Genomic DNA, 20,444 nt, shown 5'->3' with positions numbered 1-20,444 from the left:
GCGAGACTTGTGGGAGCAAAGCGTGCTCGCGATAGCGGCGGATCAGTCGATATCGTTGTCGTCTGACGCACCCTGATCGCGAGCAAGCTTTGCTCCCACAGGTTCTGCGCCGTTCGATCCCTGGAGGCCAGGCAAAAAAAGCCCCGCCATACGAGCGGGGTTGAGGTACGAGCGTGGCGCTCGGAAAACAGCGGCCGAAGGGCCCTCCCCAAGGGAGGGCCGCCCGGTGTTACAGCAGGATGGTACGGATGTCGCCCAGCAGGTCGCTCAGACGCTTGGTGAAGCGTGCGGCGGCGGCGCCGTTGATCACACGGTGATCGTAGGACAGCGACAGTGGCAGCATCAGTTTCGGCTGGAAGGCTTTACCGTCCCAGACTGGCTGGATGGTGGCTTTGGAAACACCCAGGATCGCCACTTCCGGCGCGTTGACGATCGGCGTGAAGCCGGTGCCGCCAATGTGGCCGAGGCTGGAAATGGTGAAGCAGGCGCCCTGCATGTCGTCGGCGGTGAGCTTCTTGCTGCGGGCTTTTTCGGCCAGGGCAGCGGCTTCGGCAGCCAGTTGCAGCAGGCTCTTCTGGTCGACGTTGCGGATGACCGGTACCAGCAGGCCTTCCGGGGTGTCGACGGCGAAGCCGATGTGCACGTATTTCTTGCGGATCACAGCCTTGCCGCTTGGCGCCAGGGAGCTGTTGAAGTCCGGCAGTTCCTTGAGCAGGTGCGCGCAGGCCTTGAGCAGCAGCGGCAGTACGGTCAGCTTCACGCCGGCCTTTTCCGCCACGGCTTTCTGCGCAACGCGGAAGGCTTCCAGCTCGGTGATGTCAGCCTGGTCGAACTGAGTCACGTGCGGGATGTTCAGCCAGCTGCGATGCAGGCTCGACGCGCCGATCTGCATCAGGCGGGTCATGGCCACTTCTTCGGTTTCGCCGAAGCGGCTGAAGTCCACCGCCGGGATCGGCGGGATGCCCGCGCCGCCGGTGGCGCCTTCGGCCGGTGCGTTCTTGGCCTTCTGCATCATGGCCTTGACGTAGGCCTGCACGTCTTCTTTCAGCACGCGACCGTGTGGACCGCTTGGGCCGACGGCCGACAGCTCGACGCCGAATTCACGGGCCAACTGACGCACGGCAGGGCCGGCGTGCACCTTGGCACCGCTTGGCGCAGGCGCGGCGACCGCTGCTGGCGCAGCCTCGGCCTTGGCGGCAGGTGCGGCGGCCGGAGCCGGAGCCGCTTCGGCCTTGGCAGCAGGCGCAGCGGCTGGCGCTGGCGCGGCAGGAGCAGCAGCGCCGGCCACTTTCAGTTTCAGGATCAGGTCGCCGGTGCCGACTTCGTCTTCCAGCTTGATCTCGATGCTTTCCACCACGCCGGCAGCCGGCGATGGGATTTCCATGCTGGCCTTGTCGGATTCCAGGGTGATCAGCGACTGATCGGCTTCGACGGTGTCGCCGACCTTGACCAGTACTTCGATGATCTTGGCCTTGCCCGACGAACCGATGTCCGGGACATGGATGTCCTGGACCGAGGCGGCGGCAGGCGCGGCCGCCGGGGCCGGAGCGGCCTCGGCAACCGGTGCAGCGGCAGGCTTTTCAGCCGCCGCCGGAGCAGCCGCAGGAGCGGCCGCGGCAGGGGCCGCAGCGGCGCCTTCGACTTCCAGCTCCAGCAGTTCGTCGCCTTCTTTCAGGCGGTCGCCCAGCTTCACTTTCAGGCTCTTGATGACACCGGCCTTCGGCGCCGGCACTTCCATGCTGGCTTTGTCCGATTCCAGGGTCAGGATGCTCTGGTCGGCTTCGATACGGTCGCCGACCTTCACAAACAGTTCGATTACTTCACCTTCACCGCTGCCGATGTCAGGTACGCGAATGAGTTCGCTCACGAAAATTCTCCTCAGCAGTCCAGTGGGTTGCGTTTTTCCGGATCGATGCCGAACTTGACGATGGCCTCGGCCACCACTTTCGGTTCGATATCGCCACGGTCAGCCAGGGCTTCCAGGGCTGCCAACACAACGAACTTACGGTCGACTTCGAAGAAGTGACGCAGCTTCTTGCGGCTGTCGCTACGGCCGAAACCGTCGGTGCCCAGCACTTTGAATTCCTTGGAAGGAACCCACTGGCGGATCTGCTCGGCGAACAGCTTCATGTAGTCGGTAGAGGCGATGACCGGACCTTTGCGACCGTTCAGGCATTCTTCGACGTAGGTCAGCTTTGGCTTCTGGCCAGGGTGCAGGCGGTTGCTGCGCTCTACGGCCAGGCCGTTGCGACGCAACTCGTTGAAGCTGGTGACGCTCCAGACATCGGCACCGATGTTGAACTCGTCACGCAGGATCTTGGCCGCTTCACGCACTTCGCGCAGGATGGTGCCGGAGCCCATCAGCTGGACGTGGTGCGCCGCTTCGCGGTTGTCTTCCTCGAGCAGGTACATGCCCTTGACGATGCCTTCCTCGACGCCGGCCGGCATGGCTGGCTGCTGGTAGGACTCGTTCATCACGGTGATGTAGTAGAAGACGTCCTGTTGCTCTTCGGTCATCTTCTTCATGCCGTCCTGGATGATCACCGCCAGCTCGTAGCCGTAGGTCGGATCATAGGTGCGGCAGTTCGGGATGGTCCCGGCCAGCATGTGGCTGTGGCCGTCTTCGTGCTGCAGGCCTTCGCCGTTCAGGGTGGTCCGGCCAGCGGTACCGCCGATCAGGAAGCCACGGGTACGGCTGTCGCCCGCTGCCCAGGCCAGGTCGCCGATGCGTTGGAAGCCGAACATCGAGTAGAAGATGTAGAACGGCAGCATGGGCTGGTTGTGGCTGGAGTACGAAGTACCGGCGGCGATGAAGGAGCTCATGGCGCCGGCTTCGTTGATGCCTTCCTCGAGGATCTGGCCCTTCTTGTCTTCGCGGTAGAACATCACCTGGTCTTTATCGACTGGCTCGTAGAGCTGGCCGACGGACGAGTAGATGCCCAGCTGGCGGAACATGCCTTCCATACCGAAGGTACGGGCTTCGTCCGGGATGATCGGAACGATGCGTGGGCCGATTTCCTTGTCCTTGACCAGTTGCGCGAGGATTCGCACGAAGGCCATGGTGGTGGAGATTTCACGGTCGCCCGAGCCGTCCAGGATCGCCTTGAGGGTGTCCAGTGGCGGAGTCGGGACGCTGAAGCTCTTGGCGCGACGCTGCGGCACGAAACCGCCCAGCGCGGCACGGCGCTCGGCCAGGTAACGGGCTTCGGCGCTGCCTTCTTCTGGCTTGAAGAACGGCAGATTTTCCAGCTCGCTGTCCTGGACCGGGATGTCGAAGCGGTCGCGGAACAACCGCAGGCTGTCGACATCGACCTTCTTGGTGTTGTGCGCGGTGTTCTTCGCTTCGCCGGCACCGGTGCCATAACCCTTGATGGTCTTGGCCAGGATGACAGTTGGCTGCTCTTTGTGGTTGACCGCCTGGTGGTAAGCCGCATAGACCTTGTACGGGTCGTGGCCACCACGGTTGAGTTTCCAGATCTCGTCGTCGGACAGATCGGCAACCATCGCCTTGAGTTCAGGCGTGTTGAAGAAGTGCTCACGGACGAACGCGCCGTCCTTGGCCTTGTAGTTCTGGTATTCGCCGTCGATGACTTCGTCCATGCGGCGTTGCAGGATGCCGTCGACGTCCTTGGCCAGCAGTGGGTCCCAGAAACGGCCCCAGATGACTTTGTTGACGTTCCACTGGGCGCCACGGAACACGCCTTCGAGTTCCTGGATGATCTTGCCGTTGCCGCGAACCGGGCCGTCGAGGCGCTGCAGGTTGCAGTTGATGACGAAGATCAGGTTGTCCAGCTTCTCGCGGCCGGCCAGGGAGATCGCGCCCAGGGATTCCGGTTCGTCGCACTCGCCGTCGCCCATGAAGCACCAGACTTTCTGCTTGCCCGGCTCGATGAAGCCACGGGCTTCCAGGTACTTCATGAAACGTGCCTGATAGATCGCCTGGATCGGGCCCAGGCCCATGGAAACGGTCGGGAACTGCCAGAAGTCAGGCATCAGCCAAGGGTGCGGGTACGAGGACAGGCCGTTGCCGTCCACTTCCTGGCGGAAGTTGTTCATCTGGTCTTCGGAGATGCGGCCTTCCATGAACGCACGGGCGTAGACGCCGGGCGATGCGTGACCCTGGAAGTAGATCAGGTCGCCGCCGTGTGCGTCGGTCGGGGCCTGGAAGAAGTAGTTGAAGCCGATGTCATACAGCGTCGCGCTGGAGGCGAAGCTGGAGATGTGACCGCCCAGGTCCGAATCTTTCAGATTGGTGCGCATGACCATGGCCAACGCGTTCCAGCGTACCAGCGAGCGAATGCGGCGTTCCATGAACAGGTCGCCAGGCATGCGTGCTTCGTGGGTAACGGGGATCGTGTTGCGGTACGGCGTGGTGATGGCGTAGGGCAGTTGCGAACCGCTGCGGGTCGCGAGTTCGCCCATACGGGTCATCAGATAGTGAGCACGGTCTTCGCCTTCTTTGTCGAGAACCGATTCCAGGGCGTCCAGCCATTCCTGGGTTTCGACGGGATCGAGGTCTTGCATGGCTTGCTCCAGGGCGGAAAGGCTACCAGAATCGGTTGCCTGAGTTTGCGACTGGCCTTGTGGGCAGACGGTATAAAATTCTTGGATTGCCGAAGGTTGTCTCGGCGGCGTGTAGTTTTACTACAAATCGTTGGCCGTTTCAGCCTCTCGAATGTATAGACGAGTAGTAAAACTACACCTGAGCGGCTTATAGCCCCTCGTTTAGTTGTGAGAATAATCGATACTGTTGGTCATTAACCAACTCGAGCAGGTAAAAACTTGATGTCGGCTGCCAATAAAAACAGATTTTCAGCTATTTATCATCTTTGTTCGACAGTCAATCAGGTAGTGTCTTTTGAAAAAACACTACATCCAGCCCTTCCCGCGCCGATCAAGGATAGACCATGAGCCTGCCTTCGCTCGTTCAAATCCCGGAAATGCTACCGGTGATTCTCCAACCATTGGTCAGTCGCGCCGAGCAGTCGTTCCGTGCAGCAGTGGGTCGCCTCGACGACGACCACGGTTTCTCCGCCTGGACCCCGCGACACTGGGACGCATTCAAGCGCGTCGCTGCCGCCAGCGACTTTGTCATCGAGCAGAGCCTGCGCGATCCGGTGATGTTGCTGGATCTGGTGCGCAGCGGCGAATTGGACCGCGGCTTCGCCCCGGGCGAAATGTGCGCGCAGATCGGTGTCGCGGTACAGGCCGCCGGGACCGAGGACGAACTGGGTCGGGTCCTGCGCCGCCAGCGCACCCGCCAGCAGGTGCGGATCATCTGGCGCGACCTGACCCGTCAGGCTGACCTGGTCCAGACCTGCCGCGACCTCTCGGATATGGCCGACACCTGCATCGATCAGGCTTATCAATGGTTGTACCAGCGCCTCAGCCAGCAGTTCGGCACCCCCACCGGCCGGCGCAGCGGCGAGCCGCAGCAGATGGTCATCCTCGGGATGGGCAAGCTTGGTGCGGTCGAGCTGAACCTTTCCTCGGACATCGACCTGATCTTTGCCTATCCCGAAGGTGGCGAAACCGTTGGTGTGAAGCGGCCACTGGATAACCAGGAATTTTTCATTCGCGTGGGCCAGCGCCTGATCAAGGCGCTGGACCCGATGACCGTCGACGGTTTCGTCTTCCGTGTCGACATGCGCCTGCGCCCGTATGGTTCAGCCGGGGCGCTGGTGTTGAGCTTCAATGCGCTGGAGCAGTATTACCAGGATCAGGGCCGCGATTGGGAACGCTACGCGATGATCAAGGCGCGAGTGGTGGCGGGCGACCAGGTCGCGGGTGCGCAACTGCTCGACATGCTGCGACCGTTCGTTTATCGCCGGTACCTGGACTTCTCGGCCATCGAGGCGCTGCGCACCATGAAGCAGCTGATCCAGCAGGAAGTGCGGCGCAAGGGCATGGCCGACAACATCAAGCTGGGTTCGGGCGGCATTCGCGAGGTGGAGTTCATCGCCCAGGCGTTCCAGCTGATCCACGGCGGTCGTGACTTGAGCTTGCAGCAGCGTCCGCTCTTGAAAGTGCTGGGCACCCTGGAAGGCCAGGGCTACCTGCCAACCAAGGTGATTGCCGAGCTGCGCGAGGGTTATGAATTCCTGCGCTATGCCGAGCACGCGATCCAGGCCATCGCCGACCGCCAGACCCAGATGCTGCCGGACAGTCCGCAGGACCAGGCGCGCATTGCATTCATGCTGGGCTTTGCCGACTGGGAGGCCTTTCATGAGCGACTGATGCACTGGCGCGGGCGTGTGGCCTGGCACTTTGGCCAGGTCATCGCCGACCCGGATGAAGAAGCCGGTGGCGAAAGCGAAGTGGTGGTGGGCGGCGAATGGCTGCCGTTATGGGAAGACAGCCAGGACGAAGAGGCGGCGTGCCGCCAGTTGCAGGAGGGGGGCTTCGTCGATGCGCCCAAAGCGCTCAAGGCGCTGGCCGTCCTGCGCAGCAGCCCGCAATTGCGCGCCATGCAGCGCCTGGGGCGCGAGCGTCTGGACGCCTTCATTCCGCGTCTGCTGGCCCAGGCGGTGGAGCATGCCAATCCCGACCTGGTGCTGGAGCGGGTGCTGCCGTTGGTGGAAGCCGTGGCGCGTCGGTCGGCCTACCTGGTGCTGCTGACGGAAAACCCCGGCGCGCTGCGGCGCTTGCTGACGTTGTGCGCGGCGAGTCCCTGGATTGCCGAGCAGATCACCCGTTTCCCATTGCTGCTCGACGAGTTGCTCAACGAAGGCCGGCTGTTCAAGCCGCCGCTGGCGCCGGAGCTGGCTGCGGAGTTGCGCGAGCGCCTGACGCGCATTCCCGAGGATGACCTTGAGCAACAGATGGAAGCGTTGCGGCATTTCAAGTTGGCGCACCGTCTGCGAGTCGCCGCTTCGGAAATCGCCGGCAGCCTGCCATTGATGAAGGTCAGTGATTACCTGACCTGGCTGGCCGAGGCGATCCTCGAACAAGTGCTGGCCCTGGCCTGGCGCCAGACGGCGGCCAAGTACGGCGTGCCGTTGCGCACCGACGGCAGTCTGTGCGATCCAGGCTTCATCATTGTCGGTTATGGGAAAGTCGGCGGCCTGGAATTGGGGCATGGTTCCGACCTGGACCTGGTGTTCATCCATGACGGCGATCCGCAAGCGGAGACCGACGGGCCGAAACCCATCGATGGCGCGCAGTTCTTCACCCGGCTCGGTCAACGGATCATTCACTTGCTGACCGCCCAGACCAACTCCGGGCAACTTTATGAAGTGGACATGCGCCTGCGCCCATCCGGGGCGTCGGGATTGCTGGTCAGTTCCCTGGGTGCGTTTGCCCGGTACCAGGAAAACGAAGCCTGGACCTGGGAGCATCAGGCCCTGGTGCGTGCCCGGGTGCTGGTAGGCAGTCAGGACGTGGGCCAGGCGTTCGAAAAAGTCCGGGCCCAGGTGCTGGGGCGCAAGCGCGATTTGCCGACGTTGCGCCAGGAAGTCAGCGAGATGCGCGCCAAGATGCGCGATAACCTCGGCAGCAAGGCCACCGCCGCCGGGACCGCGGCAAACGCCTTCGAGGCCACGGCACCCTTCGACCTCAAGCAGGATGCCGGAGGTATCGTCGATATTGAATTTATGGTGCAATACGCGGCCCTGGCGTGGTCCGAAGAGCATCCATCGTTGGTGCGCTACACCGATAACATCCGCATCCTGGATGGGTTGCAGGAGGTGGGGCTGATGCCGGCCGAAGACGCCAGCCTGTTGCGCGAGGCTTATAAAGCCTTCCGCTCCGCCGCTCACCGCCAGGCCTTGCAGAAAGATCCGGGGGTGATAACCGGCGATCAGTTCGTCGATGAGCGCCGGCAGGTCTTGCGGATCTGGCGAGAGCTGGGGCTGAGTTGAGTATTGAGTGAATGTGGGAGCGAGCCTGCTCGCGATGGCGCAATACCAGGCGACATGGAGGTTGGATTCCCCCAGTTGATGGGTGGTGTGTTGTAGATTGAAGGCAGCAGGCAGCGGCCGAAGCCACAGTGATTCTCGAGGCGGGGAGGCATAGGCCTCCCCGTATCGTTCTTGGAAAACACATGAATATTCTGATCGTTGGGCCCAGTTGGGTCGGTGACATGGTGATGGCGCAGACACTGTTCCAGTGCCTCAAGCAGCGCCACCCGCAATGCGAAATCGACGTCCTGGCCCCCGAGTGGAGCCGGCCGATCCTCGAGCGCATGCCCCAGGTGCGCAAGGCCTTGAGCTTCCCGCTCGGCCACGGCGTACTGGAGCTGGCGACCCGTCGGCGCATCGGCAAATCCCTGGCCGGCCAGTACGACCAGGCGATCCTGTTGCCCAATTCGCTGAAATCGGCGCTGGTGCCGTTCTTCGCCGGCATCCCCAAGCGCACCGGTTGGCGTGGCGAGTTTCGCTACGGCCTGCTCAACGATGTGCGGACGCTGGACAAGGATCGCTACCCGCTGATGATCGAGCGCTTCATGGCCCTGGCCTATGAGCCGGGGGCCGAGTTGCCCAAACCCTATCCACGCCCGAGCCTTGCGATCGACCCGGTGACCCGCGAGGCGGCGCTGGCCAAGTTCGGCCTGAGCCTCGATCGTCCGGTACTGGCCCTGTGTCCGGGGGCTGAGTTCGGTGAGTCCAAGCGCTGGCCGGCGGAGCATTACGCCCAGGTGGCCGAGGCGAAGATCCGCGAAGGCTGGCAAGTCTGGCTGTTCGGCTCGAAAAAGGATCACCCGGTGGGCGAAGACATCCGCTCGCGGCTGATCCCGGGGTTGCGGGAGGAATCGGTGAACCTCAGCGGCGACACCTCCCTGGCCGAGGCCATCGACCTGCTGTCTTGCGCCGATTCGGTGGTGTCCAACGACTCGGGCCTGATGCACGTGGCAGCGGCCCTGAACCGTCCGTTGGTGGCCGTCTATGGCTCCACGTCGCCGGGCTTCACGCCACCGCTGGCCGACCAGGTCGAAGTCGTGCGCCTGGGCATCGAATGCAGCCCGTGCTTCGACCGCACCTGTCGCTTCGGTCATTACAACTGCTTGCGCCAGCTCATGCCGTCGATGGTGAACGATGCCCTGGCGCGTTTGCAGGGCACACCGGTGGAGGTGCAGTAACTTGCGGGTATTGCTGATCAAGACCTCTTCGCTGGGGGATGTGGTCCACACCCTGCCGGCGTTGACCGACGCGGCGCGGGCGATCCCCGGCATCCGCTTCGATTGGGTGGTGGAGGAAGGCTTTGCCGAAATCCCGACCTGGCACCCGGCCGTGGGCAAGGTCATCCCGGTGGCGATTCGTCGCTGGCGCAAGAACCTCTGGCAAACCATCAAGAGCGGCGAATGGCGCCGCTTCAAGCAAAACATGCGCGCCGAGAAGTACGACCTGGTGATCGATGCCCAGGGTTTGCTGAAAAGTGCCTGGTTGACCCGCTACGTCAAGGCTCCGGTCGCCGGCCTGGATCAGCAATCGGCTCGCGAGCCGCTGGCGGCGCGTTTCTATTCCCGGCGCCTGGCGGTGGCCCGTGGTCAGCATGCGGTCGAGCGCGTGCGGCAACTGTTTGCCTTGGCGCTGGGTTATGACTTGCCGCAGACGCTGGGTAACTATGGGCTCGATGTCGACCGCTTGGTGGAATTACCGCGCCCGTATCCCTACGTAGTGTTCCTGCATGGCACGACCTGGGACTCCAAGCATTGGCCCGAACTTTACTGGCGCCAGCTCACCGAGCGCATGGGGCAGTTCGGCGTGGTGGTAAAACTGCCGTGGGGCAACCCTGTCGAGAAGGCCCGGGCCGAACGCATCGCCAGCGGGCTGCGCAATGCCTTGGTGCTGCCGAAGCTGAACCTTGGCGGCATGGGCAAGGTGCTCGCCGGCGCCCAGGCTTGTGTGGCGGTGGACACCGGCCTGGGGCATCTGGCCGCGGCCCTGGATGTGCCGACCATTTCGCTGCTGGGCCCGACCAATCCGATATTGACCGGCGCCTACGGCAAGGGCCAGGTTCATCTGGCCAGCGATTTCCCTTGCGCGCCGTGCATGCAGAAACACTGCACTTATACACCGACCGCCGAAGATGCCCGTCGGTTTGACCTGAAACGCGAGCAGCCCCTGTGCTTCACGCGTCTGAACCCCGAGCGTGTGGCCAGCCACCTGAGCACGTTATTGGCTGAGGAGCCGCGCTGATGCAATTGGCTTTTGTCCTTTATAAGTACTTCCCTTTCGGTGGCTTGCAGCGTGATTTCATGCGCATCACCCTGGAGTGCCAGCAGCGCGGGCACCAGATCCGCGTCTACACGCTGATCTGGGAAGGTGATGTGCCGCCGGGCTTCGAAGTGCTGGTGGCTCCGGTCAAGGCGCTGTTCAACCACCGCCGCAACGAGAAACTCAGTGCGTGGATGGAGGCCGACCTGGCCAAGCGCCCGGTGGACCGTTTGATCGGCTTCAACAAAATGCCCGGCCTGGACGTGTATTACGCCGCCGACGGCTGTTTTGAAGACAAGGCACAGAACCTGCGCAATTCGTTGTACCGGCGTTGGGGCCGCTACCGGCATTTCGCCGAATACGAGCGCGCGGTGTTCGCTAAAGACGCCAAGACCGAGGTGCTGATGATCTCCGAGGTCCAGCAGCCGCTGTTCATCAAGCACTACGACACGCCGCTGGAGCGTTTCCACCTGTTGCCGCCGGGCATTGCCCAGGATCGTCGCCGGCCTGCCGACGCCGACACGATTCGTGCCGGGTTCCGCGCCGAATTCGAGCTGGCCGACGACGACCTGCTGCTGGTGCAGATCGGCTCCGGATTCAAGACCAAGGGTGTGGATCGCAGCCTCAAGGCCTTGGCGGCGTTGCCTGCGGACCTGAAAAAACGCACCCGATTGTTTGTAATCGGCCAGGACGACCCCAAGGTATTCCAATTGCAGAGCGCCGCGCTGGGGCTGGGCGACAACGTGCGGTTCCTCAAGGGGCGCAGCGATATTCCGCGTTTCCTGCTCGGCGCCGACCTGTTGATCCATCCGGCCTACAACGAAAACACCGGCACCGTGTTGCTCGAGGCGCTGGTGGCGGGCTTGCCGGTGCTGGTCAGCGCGGTGTGTGGGTACGCTCACTACATCGCCGAGGCGAACAGCGGCCTGGTGCTGGACGAGCCGTTCGAGCAGGCGCAACTCACCGAGTACCTGGCGCGCATGCTGGGCGATGCCGATGCGCGCGCGGCTTGGAGCCGCAACGGTCTGGCCTTCGCCGAGACGGCCGACCTCTACAGCATGCCGCAACACGCGGCCGATGTGATTCTGGCGGAGCACGTGCAATGACACTGATGTTGGCCGAACCGTTCAAGAGCCTCTGGGCCGGGCGCGATGCGTTCGCCGAAGTCGAGGCTCTCCAGGGCGAGGTCTATCGCGAACTCGAAGCCCGGCGCACCTTGCGTACCGAGGTGGCTGGCCGCGGCTATTTCGTGAAGATCCACCGCGGCATCGGTTGGGGCGAGATCTTCAAGAACCTGACCACCGCCAAGCTGCCGGTGCTCGGCGCAGGGCAGGAATGGAAAGCCATCCAGCGCTTGCAGCAAGTCGGTGTGCCGACCATGACGGCCGTCGCATACGGCGAGAAAGGTCGCAACCCGGCAGGCCAGCATTCGTTCATCGTCACCGAGGAGCTGGCGCCGACCGTCAGCCTGGAAGACTACAGCATCGACTGGGTCCGCCAGCCCCCACCGCCGCCACTCAAGCGTGCGCTGATCGCCGAGGTGGCACGCATGACCGGCATGATGCACCGCGCGGGGGTCAACCACCGTGACTGCTACATCTGCCACTTCCTGTTGCACACCGACAAACCGGTGACTGCGCAGGATTTCAAGCTCTCGGTGATCGACCTGCACCGCGCCCAGACCCGCCCGGCCATCACCACCCGTTGGCGCAACAAGGACCTGGCGGCGCTGTATTTTTCGGCGCTGGACATTGGCCTGACCCGCCGCGACAAGCTGCGTTTCCTCAAGGGCTACTTCCAGCAGCCGCTGCGCCGGATCCTCGCCGAAGAGGCTTCCCTGCTGGCCTGGCTCGAAGGCAAGGCCAACAAGCTGTATGCGCGCAAGCAGCGGTACGGGGATGCGCTCTGATGTCCGGTTGGAAACTAGACCCTGCCTACGCGGAGTTGGCCGAGGATTTCGGTAGTCTGGAGGCGGTGTTTGCCTTGCAGGGCGAGCGTTTGACTCGCGATCCGCTGTCGGAAGTCATTCGCGTGCAGCGCAATGGCGTGAATTTTTACGTCAAGCGCTACGTCGGTGCCGGCAAGGGGTTGCGTCGTTATCTGGGCAAGCCACGGGTCAAGTCCGAATGGCAGAACCTCAAGCGCTTCGCCAAATGGGGCATTCCCACCGCGCAGATCATTGGCTGGGGGTTGGAGCGAAACGGCGCGACCTATGCCCGCGGTGCGATGATCACTCGCGAACTGCCCTGCACCGAAGACCTCTCGGCACTGGCCGAGCGTCGAGATGCGAGGCTGGCTGACCGTGCCTGGGTCAATGATGTGAGCCGGCAACTGGCCGACTACACCCGGACCATGCACGAACATCGCTTTACCCATAACGATCTGAAGTGGCGCAATCTGTTGATCGATGACCAGGCGCGGCTGTTCCTGATCGACTGTCCGAACGGTGACTTCTGGCGCGGTTTCTGGCTCAAGTACCGCATCACCAAGGACCTGGCGTGCCTGGACAAGGTCGCCAAATATCATTTGTCGGCCACTCAGCGCCTGCGTTTTTACCTGCAATACCGCCAGCGCGACCGGCTCGATGGGCACGACAAGAAGCGCATCCGCCATGTGCTGAGATTTTTCGAGGGGCGTGAATGACTGATTTCCTGGCCGCTGAGGACCGGGCGTTATTGCAGCGCCACGGCCTGGACAGCTTCGACGCCTTGTGGGCGCGGCAACTGGATGCGGTGGATGAACCCAATACTTCGGGCGACGGTTGGAGCAGTGTGTTCCGGCTGGAGCTGGAAGGGCAGGGCTATTACCTCAAGCGCCAGAGCAACTACCTGACCCGGACCTTCTCGCACCCCTTCGGCGAGCCGAGCTTTTCCCGGGAGTTTCGCAACATCAGCCGCTATCGCCAGCTGGGGATTCCGGCCCTGCAAGCGGTGTTCTATGGGCAGCGCAAGGTGGACGGCGAGGTGCGGGCGATCCTCTTGACCCGTGCCCTGGATGGCTGGGATGACCTGGATTCGCTGCTGCAACGCTGGTCGAGCCTGACGGCCGCACAGCGCAGCACCATCCTCAATGCCTGTGGCCAGTTGGCGCGGCACCTGCACGGCGTGCGTCAGGTCCATGGTTGCTTCTATCCCAAGCACATTTTCCTGCAAGCCACCGCCAGTGGTTATCAGGCGCAATTGATCGACCTGGAGAAAACCCGGCCCTTGCTGTTCGGCCAGCGTGATCGGGTCAAGGACCTGGAGCCCTTGTTGCGTCGTGCGCCCGAGTGGAGCCAAGAGGAGGTGCGGCAGTTGCTGTCTGCCTATCTGGACCAGCCTCGCGACGGTGCGCTGGTCGACCGCTGGATGAGTCACCTGACCGCCCGGCGCAGCCATAAGGAAGCCCGTTGATGCATTTGTCCGAATTGAAAAGCGCCGGCCGCCATCCTGTCCTGCCGTTGAGCCTGGAACTGGTCGATGCCGCCGGCCCGGCGCAATTGCAATTGCTGTCGTTGTTGCGGGTGTTGCCGGGGCAGCGCTACGTCGGTGCGGGCGTCTGGCGCGGTCGGCCGGTGTTGGCCAAGTTGCTGGTAGGCAGCAAGGCAGCCCGGCATTTCCAACGGGAGCTGCAAGGGGTACGCCTGCTGGCCGACCAGGGGCTGACCACGCCGCTTCTGTTGGCCGATGGTCTGAAAGAAGGCGAGGGCGGCTGGTTGCTCTTCGAATTGCTCGAAGATGCCGAAAGTCTGGGGGATGCCTGGAAACAGGTCGAGCACTTGCCTTTGTTGGCCGATGAGCAAACGGCTGTACTGGCCGAAGCCCTGGGGGCCGTCGCGCAGATGCACAGCAAAGGCTTGTGGCAGGAAGACCTGCACCTGGACAACCTGCTGCGCCATGACGGCAAGCTCCACTTGATCGACGGCGCCGGCATCCGCGCCGAAACCCCGGGCCAGCCGCTGTCGAGAGACAAAGTGCTGGAGAACCTCGGGGTGTTCTTTGCCCAATTGCCCAAGGCCATCGAGCCGTTCAACGAAGAGCTGCTGGTGCATTACCTGCTGGGTAATGCCGAGCACGCGTTGCCCATGCAGGCGCTGCAAAAACAGATCAACAGGGTGCATGCCTGGCGGCTGAAGGACTTTTTGGCGAAGGTCGGGCGCGAGTGCAGCCTGTTCAGCGTGCAGCGCGGGCCGTTTGGCCTGCGGGCGATCCGTCGTGATGAAGAGGTGGCCATGGCGCCGGTGCTGGAGCAGGCCGATGCCTTGCTCGATCAGGGCCACCTGTACAAGACCGGGGGCGCGGCCAGCGTCGGCAAGGTCGAGGTGGGCGGTCGCCCCCTGGTGATCAAGCGCTACAACATCAAGCATTTCGCCCACTGGCTCAAGCGCTTCTGGCGTCCGAGCCGTGCCTGGCACTCCTGGCGCGAAGGCCATCGGCTGGCCTTTCTCGGCATCGCCACGGCCAAGCCCCTGGCCTTGCTGGAAAAGCGTTTCCTGTGGCTGCGCCGCGGTGCGTACCTGGTGACCGAATATCTGCCGGGGCCGGACATCATTGAGCGTTTCGCCCCTTACGTGCAGAGCGGCGACGCACCCGAGTCTGAATTGGCGGCGCTGGAGCGGTTGTTCGCCGACCTGATTCGCGAACGCATCAGCCACGGCGACTTCAAGGGCCACAACCTGTTCTGGCAGCAAGACCGCTGGGCGTTGATCGACCTGGACGCCATGTGCCAGCACCGCAGCCACGTCAGCTTCGCCCCGGCCTACGCCCGCGATCGCGCGCGCTTCATGCGTAACTGGCCGCAGGACAGTGCATTGTATCGGGTGATTGACCAGCGGCTGCCCAAAGAGGCCGATAACGCCTCGTCCTAGGCCTGCGGTAAACCTGTGGCGAGGGAGCGCCAGGTAGCCTTCCTCGCAAGCTGGCCGCTTGTAGCTAGAGGCTTAATGCCGCTTTTCAGCTATAATCCCGCCCTTTAGCTGCCCCGCCCCTGGCGCGTGGCACTCATTTTTTCGCGGCGCTTGTCGCCCGTATGCAGATATTAAGAGGCTAGACCCCTGTGGCATTGACGATTCTTGGCCTGTCCGGCGCCCTTAGCCATGATCCTTCCGCAGCGCTGTACATTGACGGCAAGCTGATCGCGGCGGCCGAGGAAGAGCGCTTCGTACGCGATAAACATGCAAAGAACCGCATGCCCTACGAGTCGGCGAAGTTCTGCCTGGAGCAGGCTGGCATCAAGCCGTCCGATGTCGACGTGGTGGCGATTCCGTTCGCGCCGATCAGCCTGTTCGGTGAAGCGCGCTGGCACTACGCCAAGCGCTACTGGTACGCCCCGGACCGCGCCCTCGATGCGATCCTGATGGGTAACCGTCGCTACAAGCGCTATCGCCGCAAGATCGTCTGGTGCCTGGAACAACTGGGTTTCGATCCGAAGAAAATCAAGATCGAGCCGGTCGAGCACCACCTGGCCCACGCCTCCAGCGCCTATCACTGCTCGGGCTTCCAGGAAAAAACCGCCATCCTGGGCATCGACGGCAAGGGCGAATACGCCACGACGTTCTTCGGTTATGGCCAGAACGGCAAGATCCACAAGATCAAGGAGTTCTACGACCCGGACTCCCTGGGCGGCCTGTACGGCGCTATCACCGAATTCCTCGGCTTTGAAATGCTCGACGGCGAGTTCAAGGTCATGGGCATGGCGCCCTACGGCGATGCCAGCAAGTACGATTTCTCGCGCCTGGCCTCGTTCGAAAACGGCGAACTGGTGATCAACACCGACTACGCCAACGTGATCGGCCTGCGCCGCTATAAAGAGAAGGGCAAGGGTTTCTATTTCTCGCCGAAGCTCATCGAATGGCTCGGCCCGAAACGCGAAGGCGACATTGCCGACGAGCCGTACATCCATTACGCGGCCAGCATGCAGGCGCTGTTCGAAAAGCTCGCGCTGCAGATGATCGACCACTACCTGGGCGACGTGCTCAAGGAAACCGGCAAGCTGGCGTTCGCTGGCGGCTGTGCCTTGAACGTCAAGCTGAACCAGAAAATCATCGCCCGTGACGACGTCAAGGAGCTGTTCGTGCAGCCGGCTTCCGGCGACGCCGGTACCGCGGTGGGCGCGGCGGCGTATGTGTCCCATGCCCGTGGCGTGCCGGTGGAGAAGATGGAACACGTCTACCTCGGCCCGGCCTACAGCAACGAAGATGTGATCGCCGCGTGCGCCCGTCACCCGAGCAAGCCGGCATGGCGCAAGATCGACAATACCCCTGAACGTATCGCCAAGATCATGGTCGACGGCAACCCGGTGGCCTGGTTCCAGGGCCGCATGGAGTTTGGTCCGCGTGCCTTGGGCGGTCGTTCGATCATCGGTTGCCCAAGCGCCAGCGGCGTGGCCGACCGGATCAACGAGCAGATCAAGTTCCGCGAGCGCTGGAGGCCTTTCTGCCCGTCGATGCTCGACACCGTTGCACCGCAGATGATCAAGGTCGATCATCCGGCGCCGTTCATGACCTTCACTTTCGAAGTGGCCGAAGAGTGGAAAACCCGTGTGCCGGAAGTCGTCCATGAAGACGGCACCTCCCGGGCCCAGGTGCTCAAGCGCGAATACAACCCGCGCTACTACGACATGATGAAGGCCCTGGAAGTCCTGACCGGCAACGGCGTGTCGCTCAATACATCGCTCAACCGCCGTGGCGAACCGATGATCTGCTCGCCCACCGACGCCTTGAACATGTTCTACGGCTCCGACCTGCAGTACCTGATCATGGAAGATATCCTGGTGGTCAAAGACGGCGTGGACGCTTATGACACGCTCGGCTGAGCGTCATGTGCTGCAGTTCTGCCACGGTTATGACGGGCCGTTCCTGGACTGTGCCCGTCAATACGCCAGCCTGTTCGCCGGTACTGGCTATCGGGTGACCACGGTGTTCCTCACCGGGGCGGCGGATGCGCAAGTCGCCGCCGGTTGCGCCTCGGACGAGGTGCTGTTCATGGAATACAGCTCCAGCGCCATTCGTGGCCTGAAGCTCGGCGCCATCGGCGATCTGCGCAAGATCGCCGCTTCGCGCAATTTCAGTTTCTGCATTGCCCATCGTTTCAAGCCGATCTACATCGCGCTGCTCGGCACCGGCTTGCCGGTGATTGGCGTGCACCATGCCTTTGGCGACTACCAACGCCGTAGCCGCCGTCTGTTTGCGCATATTTTCCGCAAGCGCCTGAGCCTGCTCGGGGTGTCCGATGCGGTGCGTGACGACATGCGTCGTTGCCTGCCCAAGTGGCCGGCCAACCGGATCCAGACCCTCTACAACCGCATCGACGTGGATGTCGCGCAGGCCGGCCTGGTCTCTCGGGAGGAGGCGCGCCACACCCTGGGGCTGGACGCGAATGCCTGGATCATCGGCAACGTCGGTCGCCTGCACCCGGACAAGGATCAGGCAACACTGTTGCGTGGTTTTGCCGCCGCACAGGCCCACTTGCCGCCCCACAGCCAGTTGGCGATCCTCGGCAAGGGCCGCTTGGAGCGGAACCTGCGGGAACTGGCGCTGGAACTGGGCATTGCCGATCGTGTGCTGTTCCTCGGCCAGGTGCCTGACGCGCGCCGCTATTTCCGTGCCTTTGATGTCTTTGCCTTGAGTTCCGACCATGAACCGTTCGGCATGGTACTGCTCGAAGCCATGGCCGCCGGCGTACCGCTGCTGGCCACGGCTTGTGGCGGGGCGAAGGAAGTGGTCGAGGGTGTGGGCATTCTGTTTCCGTTGGGCGACGCCGAGCACATGGCCCAGGGGCTGCAACACCTGGCGAGCATGGACGATCTGCAACGTCGCCAATGCGCCGAGCTGATGCTCGACCGCTTGCGCGAGCGTTTTTCGGATCGCGCCGTACGCGAGGCATTCTGGCGTTTGCCTCAAGTCATCGAACTGGCGCCGAGGGCCTGATGCTCAACCGATTTCAAGGCTGGCGCGAACGCGGCTGGACCGCCGTAGACGCGTCGACGTATGCCCAGGCCTGGCAGCGTTTTGGCGGCAGCGTGGCGACCCACCCCCTGGTGGTCGAGCGCCTGGCGGCCCTGGCCGGGATTCCCGTGCGTTACCTGGCGTTCGAGCAAGATGGAGCACTCAAGGCTGCGATCCCGACCTGGGGGCGCGACCTGGCCTTGTCCAAGGACGTGCTCAAGCGCAGTGGAAAAAAAGGTCTCTTCGACCTGGGCAATGCCGAGCTGATCCTGCCGGCGGCGCCCGACGCGCAGGCACCGTTGCGTCATCGCGGGCGCTACCTGTCGGCGCTCAACGAGGGGCGTTTCACTGGCTTGAAGTTGCAACAGGAGCAACTGGCGATGGCTCGCACGCCGGAGGAGCTGTCGAAAAAGTTTCGCTACAACCAGCGCCGTGAGCTGCGTTTGCTGGAAGAGGCGGGCGGGGTGGTACGACCGGTCGGCGAGTTTTCCAGTGCCGAGTTGGCCTCGATCTACTGCGACCTGTTCCTGCGCCGCTGGGGCTTTGCCGCCACCGGTGCCGAGCGCATGGGCGAAGTGATCGAGCTGCTGCGCGAACTGTTGATCGGCTCGGTGATCTTCCTCAACGATGCGCCGATCGCCATTCAACTGGTATACCGCGTCGAAGCTCCCGAGTGGATCAGTGTGGAGTACATCAACGGTGGCGTCGACCCGCAGACCCGCGAGTTCAGTCCCGGCAGTGTGTTGAGCTTCCTCAACACCCAAAGCGCCTGGGAGCATGCCCGTGCCGCCGGCAAGCCGTTGCGCTTTTCGTTCGGTCGTACCGACCGGGAATACAAGGATCGTTGGTGCAACCCCGTGCCGGTGTTTACCGTATGAACGCCCCGACGAACCGCAAGCAGCAGTTGCTCAAGCGCCACCGTCGTAACAAGCGCGTGGGGTTGCTGCTCGCGCTCATCGTGCTGGTCCTGTCGGGCGTAGCGGTGGCCTGGTGGTTGCCCCTGGTGCTGGCGGTGCTGGGCTGGGTCGCCCATGAAGCCTGGTTCGCCGACCATCTGTTCTATTCGCCCAGGGACGACTATCAGTACAGTTTTGCGCCGTTTACCCAGCAACCCAAGGTGCACCTCAATGCCGGGCGACTGCGCCTGGACGAAGGTGTGATCCTCGACGAAGGCGCGACGTTGATCCTCGCCCTGCGGGTCAAAAGCACCTGGCTGGGACGTTTTCTCGACCCCGTCGTCGAATTGACGGGCGGTGAATACCCGGATCGGCAGACGTTCGAGCGCGGCGTCAACGGCCTACGCTACCTCAACCTCAGTGAGCAGGCGACGGCTTTGTCCCGGGGTGAACTGTGCCTGCGCGGGCGTTTTTGCCGCTTGTTGGGTGAGCCAACGTTGTGGTCGTTCACATCGCCGCAGGTGAAGCACCAGCGGGTGATGATCATCGCTCCCCATGCCGACGATGCAGAACTGGCCGCCTACGGCTTGTACAGCCAGGCGGACGAGACCTGGATCGTGACGCTGACCGCCGGTGAGATCGAGGCCGAACACTACCAGCAGATGGGCCTGGACCGCGTCGAGGCCGCACGGCTCAAGGGCCGCTTGCGTGCCTGGGACAGCATCGCCGTGCCGCGTTGGGCCGGCGTGCCACAAGCCCATTGCGTGCAGTTGGGGTACTTCTGCTTGCAACTGGCCGCCATGCAGGCGGCGCCCGGGCAACCCCAGGGCTCCCGGGAGGCGGACCTGAGCGACACCCGGCCCTTCCGCCAGTTGAACCCGTTTGCCCTGCCCGGTGATGCCGACGGCGCCCCGACCTGGAACAACCTGTTGGCAGACCTGCGCGAGCTGCTGCTCAAGGCCTGCCCTGACGTCATTGTGTTGCCCCACCCGACCCTTGACCCACACCCCGATCATCGCTGCGCCCACGATGCTGTCCTGCAGGCCCTTGAAGGCCTGGAATGGCAACCGACCACGTTGCTGGGCTACGCCAACCACCTGCATGACAACGACCGCTGGCCGATGGGTAATGCGGGAGAGGGCGTGGCGCTGCCACCGGTCTTCGCGGCGGATCGACTGATGCAGCCATTGAGCCTGCCGTTGTCGTTGGCCGGCCAGCGGGACAAGGCCATGGCGTTGGGAATGATGCATGATCTGCAACCGCGAGCGCCGTTCAAGCGTCGCCTGCGCCGCGCTATCCAGCGAGTGCTGGCCGGGCGCACGGTCTCGCGGTATGGCGAGAACGAGTTTTTTCGCAAGGCTGTGCGTCGTCATGAACTGTTTTGGCGACTTTAGCGGCCCCAGGCGGGATGTCCTTGCGCTGTGGCGCAACCGGGCTCCCGGTTTTTTTTCCAGTCGTTTGGTGCCGCAA

The 20,444-nt window shown here is 63.1% G+C and carries 14 protein-coding genes; 12 read left to right on the top strand and 2 right to left on the bottom strand.

The window, feature by feature from the left end; genetic code table 11:
• Positions 1–229: 229 nt before the first annotated feature.
• Both aceF and aceE read right to left on the bottom strand, forming a co-directional pair.
• Positions 230–1,867, bottom strand: a complete 1,638-nt coding sequence (aceF, locus tag N4Q37_RS16500; RefSeq protein ID WP_260959394.1) for a dihydrolipoyllysine-residue acetyltransferase — start codon at positions 1,865–1,867, stop codon at positions 230–232.
• An 11-nt stretch (positions 1,868–1,878) separates the two neighbouring features.
• Positions 1,879–4,524, bottom strand: coding sequence for a pyruvate dehydrogenase (acetyl-transferring), homodimeric type (aceE, locus tag N4Q37_RS16495; RefSeq protein WP_260959392.1), 2,646 nt, complete (start codon positions 4,522–4,524; stop codon positions 1,879–1,881).
• A gap of 383 nt (positions 4,525–4,907) precedes the next feature.
• On the opposite strand from aceE, the gene glnE reads away from it, so the two are divergent.
• The 12 genes from glnE to N4Q37_RS16435 all read left to right on the top strand — a co-directional run bounded on the left by glnE (position 4,908) and on the right by N4Q37_RS16435 (position 20,368).
• Entirely contained in the window at positions 4,908–7,859 is a 2,952-nt protein-coding gene (glnE, locus tag N4Q37_RS16490; protein WP_390897932.1) for a bifunctional [glutamate--ammonia ligase]-adenylyl-L-tyrosine phosphorylase/[glutamate--ammonia-ligase] adenylyltransferase, read from the top strand.
• 182 nt (positions 7,860–8,041) lie between these two features.
• A complete protein-coding gene (gene waaF / locus N4Q37_RS16485; protein WP_260959390.1) occupies positions 8,042–9,076 on the top strand; it encodes a lipopolysaccharide heptosyltransferase II in 1,035 nt (344 codons plus the stop codon).
• 1 nt (position 9,077) lies between these two features.
• Positions 9,078–10,136 carry a lipopolysaccharide heptosyltransferase I gene (gene waaC, locus N4Q37_RS16480; RefSeq protein WP_260959388.1) on the top strand — a complete coding sequence of 353 codons (1,059 nt, stop codon included), beginning with the start codon at positions 9,078–9,080 and terminating at the stop codon, positions 10,134–10,136.
• Entirely contained in the window at positions 10,136–11,260 is a 1,125-nt protein-coding gene (locus N4Q37_RS16475) for a glycosyltransferase family 4 protein (RefSeq protein ID WP_260959385.1), read from the top strand. Before waaC ends, N4Q37_RS16475 begins: the two co-directional genes overlap by 1 nt.
• Positions 11,257–12,063 carry a lipopolysaccharide core heptose(I) kinase RfaP gene (gene rfaP, locus N4Q37_RS16470; protein ID WP_260959383.1) on the top strand — a complete coding sequence of 269 codons (807 nt, stop codon included), beginning with the start codon at positions 11,257–11,259 and terminating at the stop codon, positions 12,061–12,063. The genes N4Q37_RS16475 and rfaP overlap by 4 nt, the downstream gene beginning before the upstream one ends.
• Complete coding sequence (locus tag N4Q37_RS16465; protein ID WP_260959381.1) at positions 12,063–12,797, top strand: lipopolysaccharide kinase InaA family protein; 735 nt, start codon at positions 12,063–12,065, stop codon at positions 12,795–12,797. Before rfaP ends, N4Q37_RS16465 begins: the two co-directional genes overlap by 1 nt.
• On the top strand, positions 12,794–13,546 hold the full coding sequence (locus N4Q37_RS16460) for a lipopolysaccharide kinase InaA family protein (RefSeq protein WP_260959379.1): 753 nt from the start codon (positions 12,794–12,796) through the stop codon (positions 13,544–13,546). The genes N4Q37_RS16465 and N4Q37_RS16460 overlap by 4 nt, the downstream gene beginning before the upstream one ends.
• Positions 13,546–15,000 carry a lipopolysaccharide kinase InaA family protein gene (locus tag N4Q37_RS16455; RefSeq protein WP_260959377.1) on the top strand — a complete coding sequence of 485 codons (1,455 nt, stop codon included), beginning with the start codon at positions 13,546–13,548 and terminating at the stop codon, positions 14,998–15,000. The genes N4Q37_RS16460 and N4Q37_RS16455 overlap by 1 nt, the downstream gene beginning before the upstream one ends.
• Before the next feature lie 188 nt (positions 15,001–15,188).
• Positions 15,189–16,946: a carbamoyltransferase family protein gene (locus tag N4Q37_RS16450; RefSeq protein WP_260959375.1), complete on the top strand. Its 1,758-nt coding sequence runs from the start codon at positions 15,189–15,191 to the stop codon at positions 16,944–16,946.
• Complete coding sequence (locus N4Q37_RS16445) at positions 16,930–18,060, top strand: glycosyltransferase (RefSeq protein WP_260959373.1); 1,131 nt, start codon at positions 16,930–16,932, stop codon at positions 18,058–18,060. Before N4Q37_RS16450 ends, N4Q37_RS16445 begins: the two co-directional genes overlap by 17 nt.
• Entirely contained in the window at positions 18,060–18,956 is an 897-nt protein-coding gene (locus N4Q37_RS16440; RefSeq protein WP_260959372.1) for an antimicrobial resistance protein Mig-14, read from the top strand. The genes N4Q37_RS16445 and N4Q37_RS16440 overlap by 1 nt, the downstream gene beginning before the upstream one ends.
• The gene (locus N4Q37_RS16435; RefSeq protein ID WP_260959370.1) at positions 18,953–20,368 is read left to right on the top strand and encodes a PIG-L deacetylase family protein; all 1,416 of its coding nucleotides are present in this window, start codon (positions 18,953–18,955) and stop codon (positions 20,366–20,368) included. The genes N4Q37_RS16440 and N4Q37_RS16435 overlap by 4 nt, the downstream gene beginning before the upstream one ends.
• Positions 20,369–20,444: the final 76 nt, after the last annotated feature.

Source organism: Pseudomonas citri (assembly GCF_025336485.1).
Taxonomy (GTDB): domain Bacteria; phylum Pseudomonadota; class Gammaproteobacteria; order Pseudomonadales; family Pseudomonadaceae; genus Aquipseudomonas; species Aquipseudomonas citri.
This window is presented reverse-complemented; position numbering and strand designations above follow the sequence as displayed.

Bases quoted from the DNA above. Each gene is read 5' to 3' on its own strand.
- aceE (WP_260959392.1), bottom strand. From the start codon at position 4,524: ATGCAAGACCTCGATCCCGTCGAAACCCAGGAATGGCTGGACGCCCTG.
- glnE (WP_390897932.1), top strand. From the start codon at position 4,908: ATGAGCCTGCCTTCGCTCGTTCAAATCCCGGAAATGCTACCGGTGATT.
- waaF (WP_260959390.1), top strand. From the start codon at position 8,042: ATGAATATTCTGATCGTTGGGCCCAGTTGGGTCGGTGACATGGTGATG.
- N4Q37_RS16475 (WP_260959385.1), top strand. From the start codon at position 10,136: ATGCAATTGGCTTTTGTCCTTTATAAGTACTTCCCTTTCGGTGGCTTG.
- rfaP (WP_260959383.1), top strand. From the start codon at position 11,257: ATGACACTGATGTTGGCCGAACCGTTCAAGAGCCTCTGGGCCGGGCGC.
- N4Q37_RS16465 (WP_260959381.1), top strand. From the start codon at position 12,063: ATGTCCGGTTGGAAACTAGACCCTGCCTACGCGGAGTTGGCCGAGGAT.
- N4Q37_RS16460 (WP_260959379.1), top strand. From the start codon at position 12,794: ATGACTGATTTCCTGGCCGCTGAGGACCGGGCGTTATTGCAGCGCCAC.
- N4Q37_RS16455 (WP_260959377.1), top strand. From the start codon at position 13,546: ATGCATTTGTCCGAATTGAAAAGCGCCGGCCGCCATCCTGTCCTGCCG.
- N4Q37_RS16445 (WP_260959373.1), top strand. From the start codon at position 16,930: ATGACACGCTCGGCTGAGCGTCATGTGCTGCAGTTCTGCCACGGTTAT.
- N4Q37_RS16440 (WP_260959372.1), top strand. From the start codon at position 18,060: ATGCTCAACCGATTTCAAGGCTGGCGCGAACGCGGCTGGACCGCCGTA.
- N4Q37_RS16435 (WP_260959370.1), top strand. From the start codon at position 18,953: ATGAACGCCCCGACGAACCGCAAGCAGCAGTTGCTCAAGCGCCACCGT.